This window comes from Thalassovita taeanensis (assembly GCF_900110775.1).
Classification (GTDB): domain Bacteria; phylum Pseudomonadota; class Alphaproteobacteria; order Rhodobacterales; family Rhodobacteraceae; genus Litorimicrobium; species Litorimicrobium taeanense.
Map to the genome: position 1 here is coordinate 164,981 of NZ_FOEP01000006.1, position 18,608 is coordinate 183,588.

Genomic DNA, 18,608 nt, shown 5'->3' on the forward strand with positions numbered 1-18,608 from the left:
ATGCTGCCGCGCGCGGACAGCTATGGCGACCTGACCGGGGCGTTCCGATGGGACATTCCGGAGCGCCTGAACATGGCCCGGCAGGTCTGTGACGACTGGGCCGAAGCCTCGCCCGAGAGGATGGCGATTATCGACATGACCGGCGCTGTGCGGGTGGATGTCAGCTATGGCACGTTGCGTGCCATGGCCGATGGTTTGGCGCGGGAGATGCTGTCGCGCGGTGTTGTGCGCGGCGACAGGGTGGGGGTGTTGCGGTCGCAAAGCCCGTGGACTGCGGCGGCGCACATTGCCTGCTGGAAGATCGGCGCGATCTCGATCCCGCTGTTCAAACTGTTCGGGATCGAGGCGCTGGTGATGCGTTTGGAGGATGCGGGCGTGGCGCTGGTCGTGGCCGATAAAGCGGGCACGGACGGGCTGCGTGAGTGGGCGAAAGGTGAGGGGCGACAGGTCGTTGTGCCCGAAGCTTTGACGCTGGACGGCACGCCGTTGCAGGCGGAGGAAACCACCGCCGAAGACCCCGCTGTTCTGATCTATACCAGCGGCACGACGGGCGCGCCCAAGGGGGCGTTGCACGCGCATCGGGTGTTGACCGGGCATTTGCCGGGCGTCGAGGTCAGCCATGATTTCCTGGGGCAGCCGGGGGATTGTCTGTGGACGCCGGCTGATTGGGCCTGGATCGGTGGGTTGTTTGACGTGCTAATGCCTGGGCTGGCGCTTGGGGTGCCGGTGGTGGCGGCGCGGTTAGACAAATTCAACGCCGAAGAATGCTTGAAGATCATCGCGCAAGCTAATGTGAAGAATGTATTTTTCCCACCAACGGCCCTGCGGATGCTGAAAGCCGAAGGGGCAAATGTGCCCGGCTTGCGGTCGGTGGCATCGGGGGGCGAGCCGCTGGGGGCCGAGATGCTGGCCTGGGGGCAGAGCGCCTTTGGCGTGGCGATCAATGAATTCTATGGCCAGACAGAATGCAACATGGTGGCGTCATCCTGCGGGGCATTGTTTGCGGCGAAACCGGGATGCATCGGCAAGCCTGCGCCGGGGTTCGATATTGCGGTTCTGGACGACGACGGCCAGCCGACACAGGCCGAGGGCGACGTGGCGATCCGCAAGGGCGCGCCCAGCATGATGCTGGAATACTGGAACCGGCCTGAGGCGACGGCGGAGAAGTTCCATGGTGACTGGTTGCTGACCGGTGACCGGGGCATCTGGGATGGCGGCTATTTACGTTTTGTGGGCCGCGAAGACGATGTGATCACCAGCGCGGGATATCGTATCGGCCCGTCCGAAATCGAAGACTGCCTGTTGCGCCACCCGGCGGTGGCGACGGTGGGCGTGGTGGGTAAACCGGATGCGCTGAGGACCGAACTGGTGAAGGCCTATGTGGTGTTGAAGCCCGATGTTGCGGCGTCCGACAGCCTGGCCGCCGAGCTTCAGGATTTCGTTAAGGAACGGGTCGCAAAGCATTCTTATCCAAGGGAAATCGGATTTCTTGAGGCGCTGCCGATGACGGTGACGGGCAAGGTGATCCGTAAAGAACTCAAGGCGCGCGCGACGCGCGAGACGGAGATGGACCAATGAAGCTGAAATCCAATGCAATCCCATCGTCAGAGACGTTCCAGACCAATCTGCGCGGGCATCTTGAGGCGCTGGACGTGGTTCAGCAGGCTGCAACGCTGGCCGCAGCGGGCGGTGGAGAGAAGTCGCGCGAGCGGCATCTGAGTCGTGGCAAGATGCTGCCGCGTGAGCGGGTGGCGAACCTGCTGGATCCCGGATCGCCGTTTCTGGAGGTTGGCGCGACGGCGGCGCATGGGCTGTACGGCGGCGTGGCGCCTTGTGCGGGGGTGATTGCGGGCATTGGTCGGGTGCAGGGGCTGGAGTGCATGATCGTGTGCAACGATGCGACGGTTAAAGGTGGCACATATTACCCCATGACCGTTAAGAAACACTTGCGCGCGCAGGAGATTGCCGAGGAAAATCAGCTGCCCTGCATCTATCTGGTGGACAGCGGCGGGGCGAACCTGCCCAATCAGGATGAGGTGTTTCCGGACCGCGATCATTTCGGAAGAATCTTTTATAATCAGGCCCGTATGAGCGCTAAAGGCATTCCGCAGATCGCTGTGGTCATGGGCTCGTGCACGGCGGGCGGGGCATATGTTCCGGCGATGTCGGATGTGACGATTATCGTGAAAGAACAAGGGACTATCTTTTTGGCGGGGCCGCCTTTGGTGAAGGCGGCGACCGGCGAGGTGGTCACGGCCGAGGATCTGGGCGGCGGTGATGTGCATACGCGGCTGTCGGGCGTGGCGGATTATCTGGCCGAGGATGACGCCCATGCGCTGGCGCTGGCGCGGCGGGCGGTGAGCCATCTGAACCGGGCGAAACCCGCGACAGTCCAATGGGTTAGCCCGGAAGAGCCAGCTTATGATCCGGATGAAATTCTGGGCGTGGTGCCTGCGGGGCTGCGCACGCCTTATGACATCCGCGAGGTGATCGCGCGGGTGGTGGATGGCAGTCGGTTTGACGAATTCAAGCCGCGATTCGGCGAGACTCTGGTGACCGGATTTGCCCATGTTAAGGGCTGCCCGGTGGGGATCGTGGCCAACAACGGCGTGCTGTTTTCCGAGGCCGCCCAGAAGGGCGCGCATTTTGTCGAGCTGTGTTCGCAACGCGGTATCCCATTGGTTTTCTTGCAAAATATCACCGGCTTCATGGTCGGTCGGAAGTATGAGAATGAGGGGATCGCGCGGCACGGGGCCAAGCTGGTGACGGCGGTGGCGACCACGAATGTGCCCAAGATCACCATGCTGGTTGGCGGCTCGTTCGGGGCGGGAAACTATGGCATGGCGGGGCGGGCATACAGCCCGCGGTTCTTGTGGAGCTGGCCGAACAGCCGGATTTCGGTGATGGGCGGCGAGCAGGCGGCGGGCGTGTTGGCGACGGTAAAACGTGATGGAATTGAACGGGTTGGCGGCAGCTGGAGCGCTGAGGAAGAGGCCGAATTCAAGCGGCCGACGATCGAGATGTTCGAGGAACAGAGCCATCCGCTTTATGCCAGTGCGCGGCTTTGGGATGACGGGATCATCGACCCGCGCAAGACCCGTGATGTGCTGGCGCTGTCGCTGTCGGCCAGCCTGTGCGCGCCGATTGAGCCGACGAAATTCGGGGTGTTTCGGATGTGATTTCGGGGGGTGAAAAGCGTGCACACTGTGTGCACCGGGCGTGCACCGGCAGGTGCAGCTTTTGTGGCGGGCCCGTGGGGGCCTGCCCCCACACCCCCGGAGTATTTCCGTCAGAAAGAAACCGAAGAGAGACGCTTGCCGCTGACTGGGCGGCGTGGAGCATGAGTTTGGAGCGGGGTCGTCTTGAGGCGGCGTGCGCGGAAGGAGTGACGCGAGATGTTTAACAAGATTCTGATTGCGAACCGGGGCGAGATTGCGGTTCGGGTGGCGCGTACGGCGCAGGCCATGGGCGTGGGGGTTGTGGCGGTGTATTCCGATGCGGATGCGGCGGCGGCGCATGTGGCGGTTGCCGACGAGGCGGTGCATATTGGCGGCTCGGCCCCGGCGCAGAGTTATCTGAGGGGGGATGTGATCATCCGGGCGGCGCTGGACACCGGCGCGCAGGCGATCCATCCGGGATATGGCTTTTTGTCGGAGAACCCGGAGTTTGTCGACGCGGTCGAGGCGGCGGGGCTGGTGTTCATCGGTCCTTCGGCGGCGGCGATCCGGGCGATGGGGCTGAAGGATGCGGCCAAGGTTTTGATGGAAGAGGCGGGGGTGCCGGTGGTGCCGGGGTATCACGGCGCCAATCAGGACCCCGAGCATCTGGCAGGTGCGGCCGAGGCGATTGGCTATCCGGTGTTGATCAAGGCGGTTGCCGGTGGCGGCGGCAAGGGGATGCGGCTGGTGGAGGAGCCAGCGGCATTTCAGGCGGCGTTGGAGAGTGCGCAGAGCGAGGCACGCACGGCCTTTGGCAATGAATCGGTGCTGATCGAGAAGTTCGTCGAGAAGCCGCGCCATATCGAGGTGCAGGTGTTTGGCGACGGGACACGGGCGGTGCATTTGTTCGAGCGCGATTGCTCGTTGCAGCGGCGGCATCAGAAGGTGATCGAGGAGGCGCCGGCCCCAGGCATGACCGAGGTGATGCGCGCGGCGATGGGCCGGGCAGCGGTGACGGCGGCTGAGGCGATCGGATATAAGGGCGCGGGCACGATCGAGTTTATCGTCGATGGTTCGGACGGGCTGCGGCCGGATGGGTTCTGGTTCATGGAGATGAACACGCGCTTGCAGGTGGAGCATCCGGTGACGGAGGCGATCACGGGTGTGGATCTGGTGGAGTGGCAGTTGCGGGTGGCGGCGGGAGAGAGCCTGCCGATGCAGCAGGATGAGTTGCGGATTGGTGGCCACAGCTTTGAGGCGCGACTGTATGCAGAGGATGTGCCCAAGGGGTTCTTGCCTGCGACCGGCACCTTGGCGCATCTGGTGTTCCCGGCAGGGGCGCGGGCCGACAGTGGCGTGCGCGCGGGAGATGCGATCAGCCCGTTTTACGACCCGATGATTGCCAAGCTGATCACCCATGGCCCGACTCGCGATGTGGCGTTGGCGCGGATGAAGGCGGCGTTGGCAGACTGTCAGGTCGCGGGGACGGTGACGAACCTTGGGTTTCTGTCGGCGCTGTGTGCGGATGCCGGGTTTGCCGCGGGTGATGTGGATACCGGGCTGATCGGGCGCAATCTGGAGACGCTGGTGGTCGCGCCCGCGCCGGGGGTTTGCGACAAGGCGCTGGCGGCTTTGGCGGGTCTGGGGCTGTTGGACGGTGTCGGGCCGGTTGGGTTCTCGCTTTGGGAGCCGATGGCGCGCAGTGTCACGCTGAGCTTTGACGGTGAGGCGTTTGATGCGGTGGTGCGGGCGGTTTCGGCTGAGCATCATCTGGTTGAGATCGAGGGTGTTCAGGTCGAGGCGCGCCGGGTTGGCGGGCACTGGTTGCTGGACGGTGCCCGCGCGGCGCCGGTGGTGGTGACCGGCGATCTGGTGACGGTCTTCGCGCAGGCGGGGTTGGGCTTTACGGTGGTGGATCCGCTGGATGTGGCGGCCAGTGGCGCGGCGGCGGGCAATCTGATCGAGGCGCCGATGCCGGGTCTGGTCAAGGCGGTGTTCGCGGTGGCCGGGCAGGCGGTTCAGGAGGGCGACCGGCTGGCAGTGTTGGAAGCGATGAAGATGGAGCATTCGCTTTTGGCGGCGCGCGACGGTATCGTGGCGGAGGTGCTGGTGAGTGCGGGCGCGCAGGTTGAGGCGGGGGCTGCGCTGATCCGGCTGGAAGAAGCAGACGAGGAGTAAGTCGCATGATCACCCTTCACCACGTTCCGTTTTCGCGCTCGTTCCGAGTGCTTTGGTTGCTGACCGAGATGGGGCAGGACTGCGAGATCAGGAGCTATGACATTGCGGACGGGTCGCTGCGCGATCCGGCGTTTCTGGCCAAGTCGCCTGCTGGGCGGGTGCCTGCGCTGGAGGTGGACGGCAAGGTTCTGTTCGAGAGCGGGGCGATTGTGGAATACCTGTGCGAGACCCGGCCCGAGCATGGGTTTGGTCGCGCGCCGGGCGAGGCGGAACGGGCGGAGTATCTGATGTGGGTACATTTCGCCGAGACGATGGCGCATGTGATTGCCAACCTCAATCTGCAACATATCTTCCTGCGCGATCCGGCGATGCGGTCGCCCACGGTGCTGAAGATCGAGGCGCGGCGGTTGGCGGGAACGATGCAGGTGATGGAGCAGGCGCTGGCGGATCGCGACTGGTTATTGCCAGGCGGGTTTTCGGCGGCGGATATGATGATGGGGTTCAATCTGTTCTCGGCGCCTTATTACGTGAAGATGGAGCCGTTTCCGGCGCTGCGGGCCTATATGGCGCGGGTCGAGGCGCGGGAGGGATACCAGGCGGCGCGGGCACTGGACGGGGAGCAGCGGTTTTATGCGAAGCCGTTTTACCCGTTCGACGCGACCTGAGCGGCGCGTTTGTGGCGGGGCTCTGGTTCGGAATATTTGGAAAATGTGAAGGGCGGGCGCCGTTGTTGGCGTGCGTGTGGGGCTGAGCCGTGCGGCAGGGGGACAGAATGGCAGAGCGGGTAGAGATATTTGAGGTCGGCCCGCGGGACGGGTTGCAGAACGAGACGCGGATGATCCCGGTGGAGGAGAAGATCGCGCTGGTGGATTGCCTGAGCGGGGCGGGGTTTCGCCGGATCGAAGTGGCGAGTTTTGTCAGCCCTAAGTGGGTGCCGCAGATGGCAGACGGGGCGCAGGTTCTGGCCGGGATCACCCGCGCGCCGGGGGTGTCCTATGCGGCTTTGACGCCGAATATGCGGGGGTTGGAGGCGGCCTTGGCGGCAAAGGCGGATGAGGTGGCGATTTTCGGCGCGGCCTCGGAGGGGTTTTCCAAGGCCAATATCAACGCGACGATTGCCGAGAGCCTGGAGCGGTTCCGGCCGGTGGCGGCGGCGGCGCGGGCTGCTGGGGTACGGGTGCGGGGCTATATCTCTTGCGTGGTGGAGTGTCCTTATGATGGGGCGGTGGCACCGGGCAAGGTCGCGGAGGTCGCGGCCGAGCTGGATGCGATGGGCTGCTATGAGATCTCATTGGGCGATACCATCGGGCGCGGCAGGCCCGAGGCGATCGGGGCGATGCTGGAGGCGGTTTTGGGCGTGATCCCGGCGGCGCGGCTGGCGGGGCATTATCATGACACCGGCGGGCGGGCTTTGGAGAATATCGAGGTTTCGCTGGAAAAGGGCCTGCGGGTGTTTGACGGGGCGGTGGGCGGATTGGGCGGTTGCCCTTACGCGCCGGGCGCTGCGGGCAATGTGGCGACCGAGGCGGTGAATGCGCGGCTGTTGGCCTTGGGATATGAAACCGGGCTGGACCCGGAGGTTTTGGAACGCGCGGCGGCAATGGCCCGTGCGATGCGGGGGGCATGAGATGAGCAAGGTGGTTTCGATCGAGACGGATGCGCGCGGCGTGGCGACGCTGTGGCTGGACCGCGAGGAAAAGCACAACGCCCTGTCGGCGCAGATGATTGCGCAGGTGCATCAGGCGGCGCTGGACCTTGGCGCGGATGACAGCGTGCGGGTGGTGGTTCTGGCCGCGAAGGGGCGGACGTTCTGCGCGGGCGGCGATCTGGCGTGGATGCAGGCGCAGATGGCCGAAGCGCCCGACGTGCGATCCGAGCAGGCGGGGCGGCTGGCCTGGATGTTGCAGGCGCTGAACATGCTGCCCAAGCCGCTGATCGGGCGGGTACAGGGCAATGCCTTTGGTGGCGGTGTGGGCATGGCCAGCGTGTGCGATATCGCGATCGGGACCGACGCGGTGCTGATGGGGCTGACCGAAACGCGCCTGGGGCTGATCCCGGCCACCATCGGGCCGTATGTCTGTGCCCGGATGGGTGAGGCGAAGGCGCGGCAGGTGTTCATGTCGGGCCGCCGCTTTGGTGCGGCAGAGGCGGTTGGTCTGGGGCTTTTGGCGCGGGCGGTGCCGGAGGCGGAACTGGACGCGGCGGTGGAGGCCGAGGTGGCGCCTTATCTGGAGTGTGCACCGGGTGCGGTGGCGCGCGCCAAGGCGCTGTTGCGGCGAATGGGGCCGGTGATCGACGACGCGCTGATCCGGCACACGATCGACGAGCTGGCGCTGTGCTGGGACGGTGCGGAAGCGCCCGAAGGCATCGCCGCATTTTTCGGCAAGCGCAAACCGGTCTGGCAGGGCTAGGTCATCGCCGCGAGTCGGTGCCGTGATCTTGGTCGGGGCGGTGAGCGATTCTTTGGCGTCGCGATCAGGGGCTGCGCTTTTTTCGGGCAGGGCGGTTTCGGCGCGGTTTGTGAAAAGATGTATGCCTGACGCCCGTTTGCGGAGAATCGCCACGCGGGCGGGCGGTTTGGCGCGGCAGAATCCGCGCCGGGAGGCCGCTATGCCGGCAGAACGCCGCTTTTCCGTCCAAAAAAACTGTTGACCAATTGCCGCAGCCGGTTGGTGCGGGGGCGCGGTGTGCGGTTGTATACTGAGAAAAACCGGATACTTTCATCTTTATGAATATGATACAGGTTCGGTTGACCCTGACAAGGGGCGGGAGTAAACCCGGCGTTAGCTAAATCAGCCTACTGACTGCGCCTGTTGCGTGCATGAAAGGAGCCACCGTGGAAGAGATGCTGAGGGAATACCTTCCCATTCTCGTCTTTCTGGCCATTGCCATCGTCCTTGGCCTTGTTCTTATCCTTGCTGCTGTTGTTCTTGCGGTGCGAAATCCGGACCCGGAAAAAGTGTCGGCCTATGAATGTGGGTTCAACGCTTTTGATGACGCGCGGATGAAATTCGACGTGCGGTTCTATCTGGTGTCGATCCTGTTCATCATCTTCGATCTTGAGATCGCCTTTCTGTTCCCATGGGCAGTGGCGTTCAAGGATATCTCGATGGTGGGGTTCTGGTCGATGATGGTGTTCCTGGGCGTTCTGACCGCAGGCTTTGCATATGAGTGGAAGAAGGGGGCGCTGGAATGGGAGTGATGTCGCAAGGCGTGCAGACTGGCACCAATACTGCCGGGATGGACCGCGAGGTTGCCACGCAGCAGCTGAATGCCGAGTTGCAGGACAAGGGTTTTTTGCTGACCTCGGTTGATGATGTGATCAACTGGGCGCGCACCGGGTCCTTGCACTGGATGACTTTTGGTCTGGCGTGCTGTGCGGTCGAGATGATGCACACCTCGATGCCGCGCTACGATCTGGAGCGGTACGGCACGGCGCCACGCGCCAGCCCGCGTCAGTCGGATCTGATGATTGTGGCCGGCACGCTGACCAACAAGATGGCCCCGGCGCTGCGCAAGGTTTACGACCAGATGCCTGAACCGCGGTATGTGATCTCGATGGGGTCCTGCGCCAATGGCGGGGGGTATTACCACTATAGCTATAGTGTCGTGCGCGGCTGTGACCGGATCGTTCCGGTTGATGTCTATGTGCCGGGCTGTCCGCCGACGGCCGAGGCGCTGATGTACGGGCTGATGCAGCTGCAACGCAAAATCCGCCGCACCGGCACGATCGTGCGCTGATCCGGGCGTGGAAGGAAGATGATGATGAGTGATGCGCTGAGTGAACTGGGCACCCATATCGAGCTGAAGCGGCCCGATTGCGTGATCGGCTGGGAGGTCGCCTTTGGCGAGCTGACGATTGATGTGGTCCTTGCGAATATCGTGGGCTTTGTCGAGTTCCTGAAGACCGACGCGACCTGCAAATTCTCGTCGCTGGTGGATATCACCGGGGTGGATTACCCCGACCGGATCAAGCGGTTCGACGTGGTGTATCACCTGCTGTCGATGTACCAGAACCAGCGCATTCGCCTGCGGGTGTCGGTGCGCGAGGATGATCTGGTGCCGTCGATCATCGAGGTTCACCCCTGTGCGAACTGGTTCGAGCGCGAGGTGTTCGACATGTTCGGTGTGATCTTCAGCGGCCACCCCGATTTGCGGCGTCTGCTGACGGATTATGGTTTTCGCGGGCATCCGCTGCGCAAGGATTTCCCGACCACCGGCTATACCGAGGTGCGGTATGACGAGGCGCTGAAGCGGGTTGTCTATGAACCGGTGTCGCTGGTGCAGGAATATCGCCAGTTTGATTTCATGTCCCCGTGGGAGGGTGCGCATTACATCCTGCCGGGCGATGAGAAGAAAGAGGGCGCGAAATGATGGATGGCTCGAAATTTGACGACGGCAGCACCGACGCGCTGAGCGGCGAGCAGAAAATCCGCAATTTCAACATCAACTTCGGCCCGCAGCACCCTGCGGCGCACGGCGTGTTGCGTCTGGTGCTGGAGCTGGACGGCGAGATCGTGGAACGCTGCGATCCGCATATCGGCCTGCTGCATCGTGGCACCGAAAAGCTGATGGAAAGCCGGACGTATCTGCAGAACCTGCCCTATCTGGACCGGTTGGATTACGTGGCGCCGATGAACCAGGAACATGCCTGGTGTCTGGCGATCGAAAAGCTGACCGGGGTGGAAGTGCCGCGGCGGGCCAGCCTGATCCGGGTGCTGTATTCCGAGATCGGCCGGGTGCTGAACCACCTGCTGAACGTGACGACGCAGGCCATGGACGTGGGCGCGCTGACGCCGCCGCTGTGGGGGTTTGAAGAGCGCGAAAAGCTGATGATTTTCTATGAGCGGGCCTGTGGCGCGCGTCTGCATGCGGCCTATTTTCGGCCCGGCGGCGTGCATCAGGATCTGCCCGACGCGTTGCTGGATGATATCGAGGAGTGGGCGATCGAATTTCCCGCCATTCTGGATGACATCGACGGGCTGCTGACCGAAAACCGGATCTTCAAGCAGCGCAACGCCGATATCGGCATCGTGACCGAGGAAGACATTCAGACCTATGGCTTCAGCGGCGTGATGGTGCGCGGCTCGGGGCTGGCGTGGGATTTGCGGCGCGCGCAGCCCTATGAATGCTATGACGAGTTCGAGTTCCAGATCCCCGTCGGCAAGAATGGCGATTGTTACGATCGCTATCTGTGCCGGATGGAGGAGATGCGGCAATCGACCAGCATCATCCGTCAGGCGATTGTCAAACTGCGCGAATGCCCCGGTGATGTTCTGGCGCGCGGCAAGCTGACGCCGCCGAAACGCGGTGAGATGAAGACCTCGATGGAGGCGCTGATCCATCACTTCAAGCTGTATACCGAAGGGTTCCACGTGCCCGCAGGCGAGGTTTATGCCGCCGTTGAGGCGCCCAAGGGCGAGTTCGGCGTGTATCTGGTGGCCGATGGCAGCAACAAGCCGTACCGTGCCAAGCTGCGTGCGCCGGGGTTCCTGCATTTGCAGGCGATGGACCATGTGGCGACCGGGCATCAGCTGGCGGATATCGCCGCGATTATCGGGACGATGGATATCGTTTTCGGCGAGGTGGACCGGTGATGGCGGTGGGCGTGGCCAAGCGGGCCAACCTGCGCGAGGCGTTCGGGGTGAACCTGATCAACCTGACGGCGCTGATCTGTGCGGTTGCGCTGCTGGCGGGCTGCGCTGTGCCGCCGCAGGGGACCTCGGCTGAGGATCTTGCCAATTACGAGGCGGCTGTGGCCAGCATCGGCTGTGTGATGTTCGGCGAGTCCGATTATCTGCCGGTCGAGTTTCAGACCGGGCTGACACGCGAGCAGGTGATCGCCCTGACACAATACGAACTTGCCGCCGGGAAGGCTGAAAAGCTGCCCGAGGGTGGGGTCAAACTAATTACCGGAGCCTGTGCCTGATGCTACGCCGTCTGTACAAAGATCAACCCGAGAGTTTTGCTTTTGCCCCCGCGAACCAGAAATGGGCCGAGGCGCAGATCACCAAATACCCTGAGGGCCGTCAGGCCAGCGCGATCATTCCGCTGCTGTGGCGCGCGCAGGAGCAGGAGGGGTGGCTGACCCGTCCGGCGATCGAGCATATCGCGGATATGCTGGGCTTGGCCTATATGCGGGCGCTGGAAGTGGCATCGTTCTACTTCATGTTTCAGCTGCAGCCGGTGGGCTCTGTCGCGCATATCCAGATTTGCGGCACCACGTCGTGCATGATCTGCGGCGCTGAGGATCTGATTGCCGTGTGTCAGGAAAAGATCGCCGCCAAGCCGCATGAGCTGAGCGCCGATGGCAAGTTTTCCTGGGAAGAGGTCGAGTGCCTTGGCGCCTGCGCCAACGCGCCGATGGCCCAGATCGGCAAGGATTATTACGAGGATCTGACCGCGGACAAGCTGCGGGTTATGCTGGATGAGATGGCGGCGGGCAAGGTTCCGGTGCCGGGGCCGCAGAATGGCCGCTATGCCGCCGAGCCGCTGAGCGGGCTGACCAGCCTGACCGAGTTTGACAGCGGCAAGCAGCAGTATAATGCCAGCGCGCAGTTGGCCGTGGATATTGGCGACAGCATCAAGCGGATCGATGGCACGGAAGTGCCGTTGCTGACGCCGTGGTTGGGGAAAACGGGGGCGGCGGTTGAGCCTGCGCCTGCGAAACCGGCACCTGTCAAAGCGCCGACTGCTGAAGCCGTGAAAGAGGTTGAGCCGAAACCGGCGGCCGAAGCGCCTGCGGACAAGACCGGCGTGACCAAGCAGGCCGCTGTGGCCGAGGCCAAGGGCACGCCCGAGGGCGCTGCAGCCGAGGGCACGAAGCCCGCAGGTTTGAGTGCGGCGCGCGAAGGCGGGGCAGATGATCTGAAGGCCATCAAGGGTGTTGGTCCGAAGCTGGAGCTGTTGCTGCACGAGCTGGGTTTTTACCACTATGACCAGATCGCGGGATGGACGGTGGACGAGATTGCCTGGGTCGATCAGAACCTCAAGGGGTTCAAGGGCCGGGTCAGCCGCGACGAGTGGGTGGCACAGGCGAAAATTCTGGCGGCGGGTGGCGAGACCGAGTTTTCGAAGCGCGTTGACAAGGGTGGCGTGTACTGATGGCAGATGAGCTGGACGCACAATTGGCACGGAAGGGGCGGACCGTTGCGGTGGTCATCGCCGGTGCCATGGTGCTTTGGCTTGGTCTGAACTTTCTGGGGCAGCAGTTGGGGTGGCCGCAGCGCTTTGCCTTTCTGTTCGACTTCGCCGCGATCGCCGCGCTGATTTGGGCGCTGGTCGTGACTTTTCAAATCCGGCGTGCGCGCCGCGACAGTAATACTAACGGGCAGAGGTAATCGGATGCTCAAGGATAAAGACCGGATCTTTACCAATATCTATGGCATGCACGAGCGCACGCTTGCGGGCGCCAAGGCGCGTGGGCATTGGGATGGCACCGCCGGGATCATCAAGAATGGTCGCGACTGGATTGTCGACCAGATGAAGGCCAGCGGGCTGCGGGGCCGGGGCGGCGCGGGCTTTCCGACCGGGTTGAAGTGGTCCTTTATGCCGAAGGAAAGCGATGGCCGTCCGGCGTATCTGGTGATCAACGCCGACGAATCCGAGCCGGGCACCTGTAAGGACCGCGAGATCATGCGGCACGATCCGCATACGCTGATCGAGGGAGCGCTGATCGCCTCGTTCGCGATGAATGCGCATACCTGCTATATCTATCTGCGCGGCGAATATATTCGCGAGCGCGAGGCACTGCAGGCGGCGATTGACGAATGTTATGACGCCGGGCTGCTGGGCAAGAACGCCTGCAAATCCGGGTGGGATTTCGATCTGTACCTGCATCACGGCGCGGGCGCGTATATCTGTGGCGAGGAAACCGCGCTGCTGGAAAGCCTTGAGGGCAAGAAGGGCATGCCGCGGATGAAGCCGCCGTTCCCGGCGGGTGCGGGTCTGTATGGCTGCCCGACCACGGTGAACAACGTGGAATCGATTGCGGTTGTGCCGACCATTCTGCGCCGCGGGCCGGATTGGTTTGCGGGCTTTGGTCGCCCGAACAATGCGGGCACCAAGCTGTTTGCGATCAGCGGTCACGTCAACAACCCCTGCGTGGTTGAAGAGGCGATGTCGATCCCGTTCGAGGAGCTGATCGAGAAGCATTGCGGTGGTATTCGCGGCGGCTGGGATAACCTGAAGGCGGTTATTCCGGGGGGCTCTTCGGTGCCGATGATCCCAGGCGCGGCGATGCGCGAGGCGATCATGGATTTCGATTACCTGCGCGAGCAGCGGTCGGGTCTGGGCACGGCGGCCGTGATCGTGATGGACAACAGCACCGATGTGATCAAGGCGATCTGGCGGCTGTCGAAATTTTACAAGCACGAAAGCTGTGGTCAGTGCACGCCGTGCCGCGAGGGCACAGGTTGGATGATGCGGGTCATGGACCGTTTGGTGAAGGGCGAGGCAGAGGTCGAGGAGATCGATATGCTGCTGGACGTGACCAAGCAGGTCGAGGGCCACACGATTTGTGCGCTTGGCGATGCGGCAGCCTGGCCGATTCAGGGGCTGATCCGACATTTCCGTGACGATATCGAAGACCGGATCAAGGCCAAGCGGGGCACTGCGCGCCGCGCGGTTGCGGCGGAGTAAGCGCCATGGAGATGTACTCATATCACATGACAGGGTTTCCTGCGCTGCTGGTCATGGTGCTGGGCGCGGTGGTTCTGCTGCTGCCGTTCTATAAGCTGTGGCAACGGACCGGGCATAGCGGTTGGATTGCGCTGCTGATGGTGATCCCGGTCGTGAACCTGATCCTGCTGTATGTGCTGGCGTTCAAGGACTGGCCTGCGCTTGATGACGAGAGGGGCCGCTGAATGCTGCCTTTGGGTCAACATATCGCTGGATCTGAGTGTGGATCTGGGACGCGCGGCCTGAAGCGGGTCGCGGCCGCTGTGATGGCGCTGGCGCTTGTGGCCGGGTGCAACGGCAAGGTTCTGAACCCCAACAGCACGCGGGTGGCCTTTGAGGGGCTGTATTTCAAGGCGCGGCTGTCGGCCTCGAAAGAGGACAAGCAGGATTTCACGGTGACGGTCAGCCCGGCATCGCAGGGTCTGTCGGCGGCGCGCGAGGCGGGCCGCTATGAGGCGACGAAATACTGTGTCAGCAATTACGGCAGTTCCGAGGTGATCTGGGGCGTGGGCCCGGATAGCCCGGACAGTGCTTTGGTGATTACCGATGATGTTCTGGCGCTGAATGGTCGGTGCACGGGATGAAGAGTTTCGCTTTCATATCAAGGGCTTTGACCGGTTGTTATTGCATAGCAGCCGCTGTCACGCCCATCTCTGAAAGAGATGGGGGCGCAGTGAATGCGTGCCCCGCTCTGATCAGAGAAGGAGATATGACATGCGTATGACTTTGGCTGTGACCACGTCTGTTCTGCTGGCGATGGGGGCCTCGGGGTTGGTGGCGGGCGGCGCGAACGCGAAGCCGCCGCTGCGCGAGGTCAGCGAAATTCACGATGGGTTGCTGGCGGTGGGCATCGCCGATGAGATCCGCAAAAATTGCGGGTCGATTTCGGCACGGATGTTCCGGGCGATCAACTATGTCGAGGGGCTGAAAGGCAGAGCCCGCGATTTGGGATATACGGAAGACGAGATCAAAGCCTATTACAAATCCGATGTCGAAAAGGCCCGGATGCGCGCCCTTGGCGAGGCTTATCTGAAGGCAAATGGCGTGAGCCGTGCCAATCCTGCGAGCTTTTGTGTTCTTGGCGAAGCCGAGATCGCGAAGGCCAGCCTGATTGGCAAGTTACTGAGAGCAAAGTGAGACCCAATGTCTGACATACGCAAGATCATCATTGATGACACCGAGATTGAAGTTGAGGGCGCGATGACCCTGATCCAGGCCTGCGAGCAGGCCGGGGTCGAAGTGCCGCGTTTTTGTTATCATGAGCGTCTGTCGATTGCGGGCAACTGCCGGATGTGTCTGGTTGAGGTCGTGGGCGGCCCGCCCAAGCCCGCCGCAAGCTGTGCGATGCAGGTGCGCGATCTGCGCCCCGGCCCCGAAGGCGCTCCGCCAGTGGTGAAGACAAATTCGCCGATGGTGAAGAAGGCGCGCGAAGGCGTGATGGAATTCCTGCTGATCAACCACCCGCTGGATTGCCCGATCTGCGATCAGGGCGGCGAGTGCGATTTGCAGGATCAGGCGATGGCCTATGGCGTGGATTTCAGCCGCTACCGCGAGCCGAAGCGGGCGACGGATGATCTGAACCTTGGGCCGCTTGTGGAAACCCACATGACGCGCTGCATTTCGTGCACCCGTTGCGTGCGCTTTACCACGGAAGTGGCCGGGATTACCCAGATGGGCCAGACCGGGCGCGGCGAAGACAGTGAGATCACCAGCTATCTGGGCGAGACGCTGGACAGCAACATGCAGGGCAACATCATTGATCTGTGCCCGGTGGGCGCGCTGGTGTCGAAACCTTATGCGTTTACTGCGCGGCCTTGGGAACTGACCAAGACCGAAACGATTGACGTGATGGATGCGCTGGGGTCGAACATTCGGGTCGACACCAAGGGCCGCGAAGTGATGCGGATTTTGCCGCGCAACCATGATGGCGTGAACGAAGAGTGGATTTCGGACAAGACCCGCTTTGTGTGGGACGGTCTGCGCCGCCAGCGCCTGGACACGCCCTATATCCGCGAGAACGGCAAGCTGCGCAAAGCCGGTTGGGGCGAGGCGCTGAGCGTTGCCGCGGCGGCGATGAAGGGCAAGAAAGTTGCGGCACTGGTTGGCGATCTGGCACCGGTCGAGGCGATCTTTGCGCTCAAGCAGATTGTTGAGGGTCTGGGTGGCAAGATCGAGGCGCGCACGGACGGCGCGGTTCTGCCTGCGGGCAACCGGTCGGCCTATGTCGGGACGGCGGCGATCGAGGATATCGACGCGGCCAAGGAAATTTACCTGATCGGCACCAATCCACGGCTTGAATCGCCGGTTCTGAATGCACGGATCCGCAAGGTCTGGAGCAAGGGGGCCAACGTGCATCTGGTCGGGGCCGAGGCTGATCTGTCCTATCCGGTGACCTATGAAGGACCGGGGCGCATTCCGCTGAACCGTCTGGTGCAGCAGGCCAAACCGACCGAGGGCGCGGTGGTGATCGTCGGGCAGGGCGCCTTGACCGAAGGCGACGGGGCTGCGGTTCTGGGCCAGGTGATGGCGCTGACCGAAAAGCTGGGCGGCAAGATGCTGGTGCTGCACACGGCGGCGAGCCGGGTTGGCGCGATGGATCTGGGTGCTGTGACCGAAGGCGGCATGGCGCAGGCGCTGAACGGCGCCGAGGTGGTGTATAATCTGGGAGCCGATGAGGTCGAGATCGCGGCAGGCGCGTTCGTGATTTATCAGGGCAGCCACGGCGACCGTGGCGCGCACCGGGCGGATGTGATCCTGCCGGGCGCGGCCTATACCGAAGAAAACGGGCTGTTCGTGAACACCGAAGGGCGGCCTCAGTTGGCGATGCGCGCGGGGTTTGCCCCCGGCGAGGCCAAGGAAAACTGGGCGATCTTGCGGGCGCTGAGTGCCGAACTGGGCGCGGTGCTGCCATACGACAGTCTGGCGCAGCTGCGTCAGGTTCTGATCGGTGAAGTGCCGCATCTGGCGCAGATCGACACGGTGATCGACAACGGTTGGGCGCCGCTTGAGGCGGTTGAGCTGAAAAAGGGCGGGTTCGGATCGGTCGTCAGCGATTATTACCTGACCAACCCGATTGCGCGGGCCAGCGAATTGATGGCAGAGCTGTCAGCCGGGGTGAAGGCGCGCGGCGAGACCAAGGTGGCGGCGGAATGATGCAGCGGGCTGCGCTTATATCCCTGACGGCATTCGGGCCGCTGGCCGGTTGCGTGGAAGCGCAGCCGGATGCGGCGCCGTTCATGCCGCGCTATGAGGGGATCGAGACGCAGCTTCTGGATGGCGATCTGGTGAGTTTTCAGGTGGCCATGACCGGCGCACGCACGGGCGAGGATGTGGCGGATTACGCGCAATGTGCTGCGGCACAATATACGCTGATCCGGGGATACGGGTTCGCGCGCCATGTGCGCACGAATGTAGAGCAACAGAGCGGCCTGTGGCGAGGGGATGCGGTTTACGTCATCTCGTCGTCGCTGCCACGCGGGATGAAGACAATCGACGCCGAAGTCGTTGTTGCCCATTGCGCGGAAAACGGAATACCGACGGTGTGAGGACCTATGGCTGATTTCTTTGCAAACACTTATCTGGGCATGGCGCTGGTCATCATTGGTCAGGTCTTTCTGATCGTGATCCCGCTGCTGGTCGCGCTGGCGTTTCTGATGTATGCCGACCGCAAGATCTGGGCCGCGGTCCAGATGCGGCGCGGGCCGAACACGGTGGGGGTGTTCGGGCTGCTTCAGAGTTTCGCGGACTTCCTGAAATACATCGTCAAAGAAGTCGTGTTCCCGGCCGGGGCCGACAAGGTGGTGTTCCTGCTGGCGCCTATGATCAGCCTTGTAATGGCGCTGATCGCCTGGGCGGTGATCCCATTCAACGATGGCTGGGTGCTGTCGGATATCAACGTGGCGATCCTTTACGTGATGGCGGTATCGTCGCTTGAGGTTTACGGCGTGATCATGGGTGGCTGGGCCTCGAACTCGAAATACCCGTTCCTTGGCTCGCTTCGCTCTGCGGCGCAGATGATCTCCTATGAGGTGTCGCTGGGGTTGATCATCATCGGCATCATCATCTCGACCGGGTCGATGAATTTCGGCGACATTGTGCGGGCGCAGGACGGCAACTATGGCCTGTTCAGCTGGTACTGGTTGCCGCACTTCCCGATGCTGTTCTTGTTCTTTATCAGCGCCTTGGCTGAAACCAACCGCCCGCCGTTCGACCTTCCGGAAGCGGAATCGGAACTGGTGGCCGGGTATCAGGTGGAATACAGCTCGACACCGTTCCTGCTGTTCATGATCGGCGAACTGGTGGCCGTGGTCCTGATGTGCGCGCTGGTGTCGTTGCTGTTCTTTGGCGGCTGGCTGTCGCCGATCCCCGGTCTGCCCGATGGCATTCTGTGGATGGTGGGCAAGATGCTGTTTGCCTTCTTCATCTTCTCGATGGTGAAGGCCATCACGCCGCGCTACCGCTATGATCAGCTGATGCGGATTGGCTGGAAAGTGTTCCTGCCGATGTCGCTGGGCTGGGTTGTTCTGGTGGCGTTCCTTGCAAAATTTGGAGCCTTCGGCGGGGCCTATGCCCGCTGGGCGATTGGAGGCTGAT

Annotated in this window: 20 protein-coding genes; all 20 read left to right on the plus strand. The window is 62.7% G+C overall.

Translation table 11 applies throughout. From position 1 onward, the window contains the following. Positions 1 to 1,578 carry an AMP-binding protein gene (locus BSF79_RS10480; protein WP_090269847.1) on the plus strand — a complete coding sequence of 526 codons (1,578 nt, stop codon included), beginning with the start codon at positions 1 to 3 and terminating at the stop codon, positions 1,576 to 1,578. Beyond that, the gene (locus BSF79_RS10485) at positions 1,575 to 3,179 is read left to right on the plus strand and encodes a carboxyl transferase domain-containing protein (RefSeq protein ID WP_090269848.1); all 1,605 of its coding nucleotides are present in this window, start codon (positions 1,575 to 1,577) and stop codon (positions 3,177 to 3,179) included. The genes BSF79_RS10480 and BSF79_RS10485 overlap by 4 nt, the downstream gene beginning before the upstream one ends. 216 nt (positions 3,180 to 3,395) lie before the next feature. Then, complete coding sequence (locus BSF79_RS10490) at positions 3,396 to 5,336, plus strand: acetyl/propionyl/methylcrotonyl-CoA carboxylase subunit alpha (RefSeq protein WP_090269849.1); 1,941 nt, start codon at positions 3,396 to 3,398, stop codon at positions 5,334 to 5,336. 5 nt (positions 5,337 to 5,341) lie between these two features. Continuing rightward, on the plus strand, positions 5,342 to 6,001 hold the full coding sequence (locus BSF79_RS10495) for a glutathione S-transferase family protein (RefSeq protein WP_090269850.1): 660 nt from the start codon (positions 5,342 to 5,344) through the stop codon (positions 5,999 to 6,001). Between the two features lie 107 nt (positions 6,002 to 6,108). Continuing rightward, on the plus strand, positions 6,109 to 6,963 hold the full coding sequence (locus tag BSF79_RS10500; protein WP_090269851.1) for a hydroxymethylglutaryl-CoA lyase: 855 nt from the start codon (positions 6,109 to 6,111) through the stop codon (positions 6,961 to 6,963). Position 6,964: 1 nt separating this feature from the next. Beyond that, entirely contained in the window at positions 6,965 to 7,747 is a 783-nt protein-coding gene (locus BSF79_RS10505; RefSeq protein ID WP_090269852.1) for a crotonase/enoyl-CoA hydratase family protein, read from the plus strand. Between the two features lie 425 nt (positions 7,748 to 8,172). Beyond that, positions 8,173 to 8,538: an NADH-quinone oxidoreductase subunit A gene (locus BSF79_RS10510; protein WP_090269923.1), complete on the plus strand. Its 366-nt coding sequence runs from the start codon at positions 8,173 to 8,175 to the stop codon at positions 8,536 to 8,538. Beyond that, positions 8,529 to 9,077, plus strand: coding sequence for a NuoB/complex I 20 kDa subunit family protein (locus tag BSF79_RS10515; RefSeq protein ID WP_281248636.1), 549 nt, complete (start codon positions 8,529 to 8,531; stop codon positions 9,075 to 9,077). The genes BSF79_RS10510 and BSF79_RS10515 overlap by 10 nt, the downstream gene beginning before the upstream one ends. 24 nt (positions 9,078 to 9,101) lie before the next feature. After that, positions 9,102 to 9,710, plus strand: coding sequence for an NADH-quinone oxidoreductase subunit C (locus tag BSF79_RS10520; RefSeq protein ID WP_090269924.1), 609 nt, complete (start codon positions 9,102 to 9,104; stop codon positions 9,708 to 9,710). Continuing rightward, a complete protein-coding gene (locus BSF79_RS10525; protein ID WP_175545310.1) occupies positions 9,710 to 10,933 on the plus strand; it encodes an NADH-quinone oxidoreductase subunit D in 1,224 nt (407 codons plus the stop codon). The genes BSF79_RS10520 and BSF79_RS10525 overlap by 1 nt, the downstream gene beginning before the upstream one ends. Then, on the plus strand, positions 10,933 to 11,265 hold the full coding sequence (locus tag BSF79_RS10530) for a hypothetical protein (protein ID WP_245776375.1): 333 nt from the start codon (positions 10,933 to 10,935) through the stop codon (positions 11,263 to 11,265). Before BSF79_RS10525 ends, BSF79_RS10530 begins: the two co-directional genes overlap by 1 nt. Next, positions 11,265 to 12,440 carry an NADH-quinone oxidoreductase subunit E gene (locus BSF79_RS10535; RefSeq protein WP_090269855.1) on the plus strand — a complete coding sequence of 392 codons (1,176 nt, stop codon included), beginning with the start codon at positions 11,265 to 11,267 and terminating at the stop codon, positions 12,438 to 12,440. Before BSF79_RS10530 ends, BSF79_RS10535 begins: the two co-directional genes overlap by 1 nt. After that, positions 12,440 to 12,676, plus strand: coding sequence for a DUF5337 domain-containing protein (locus tag BSF79_RS10540; RefSeq protein ID WP_090269856.1), 237 nt, complete (start codon positions 12,440 to 12,442; stop codon positions 12,674 to 12,676). Before BSF79_RS10535 ends, BSF79_RS10540 begins: the two co-directional genes overlap by 1 nt. Positions 12,677 to 12,680: 4 nt before the next feature. Next, positions 12,681 to 13,976: an NADH-quinone oxidoreductase subunit NuoF gene (gene nuoF, locus BSF79_RS10545; RefSeq protein ID WP_090269857.1), complete on the plus strand. Its 1,296-nt coding sequence runs from the start codon at positions 12,681 to 12,683 to the stop codon at positions 13,974 to 13,976. A gap of 5 nt (positions 13,977 to 13,981) precedes the next feature. Beyond that, positions 13,982 to 14,200 carry a DUF805 domain-containing protein gene (locus tag BSF79_RS10550; RefSeq protein WP_090269858.1) on the plus strand — a complete coding sequence of 73 codons (219 nt, stop codon included), beginning with the start codon at positions 13,982 to 13,984 and terminating at the stop codon, positions 14,198 to 14,200. Then, positions 14,201 to 14,599, plus strand: a complete 399-nt coding sequence (locus BSF79_RS10555) for a hypothetical protein (protein WP_245776376.1) — start codon at positions 14,201 to 14,203, stop codon at positions 14,597 to 14,599. A gap of 130 nt (positions 14,600 to 14,729) precedes the next feature. Next, positions 14,730 to 15,152, plus strand: coding sequence for a DUF5333 domain-containing protein (locus BSF79_RS10560; protein WP_245776377.1), 423 nt, complete (start codon positions 14,730 to 14,732; stop codon positions 15,150 to 15,152). 6 nt (positions 15,153 to 15,158) lie between these two features. Continuing rightward, positions 15,159 to 17,168: an NADH-quinone oxidoreductase subunit NuoG gene (nuoG, locus tag BSF79_RS10565; RefSeq protein WP_090269859.1), complete on the plus strand. Its 2,010-nt coding sequence runs from the start codon at positions 15,159 to 15,161 to the stop codon at positions 17,166 to 17,168. Then, a complete protein-coding gene (locus BSF79_RS10570) occupies positions 17,165 to 17,560 on the plus strand; it encodes a hypothetical protein (protein ID WP_175545306.1) in 396 nt (131 codons plus the stop codon). The genes nuoG and BSF79_RS10570 overlap by 4 nt, the downstream gene beginning before the upstream one ends. Before the next feature lie 6 nt (positions 17,561 to 17,566). Beyond that, complete coding sequence (nuoH, locus tag BSF79_RS10575) at positions 17,567 to 18,607, plus strand: NADH-quinone oxidoreductase subunit NuoH (RefSeq protein ID WP_090269860.1); 1,041 nt, start codon at positions 17,567 to 17,569, stop codon at positions 18,605 to 18,607. Position 18,608 lies beyond the last annotated feature (1 nt).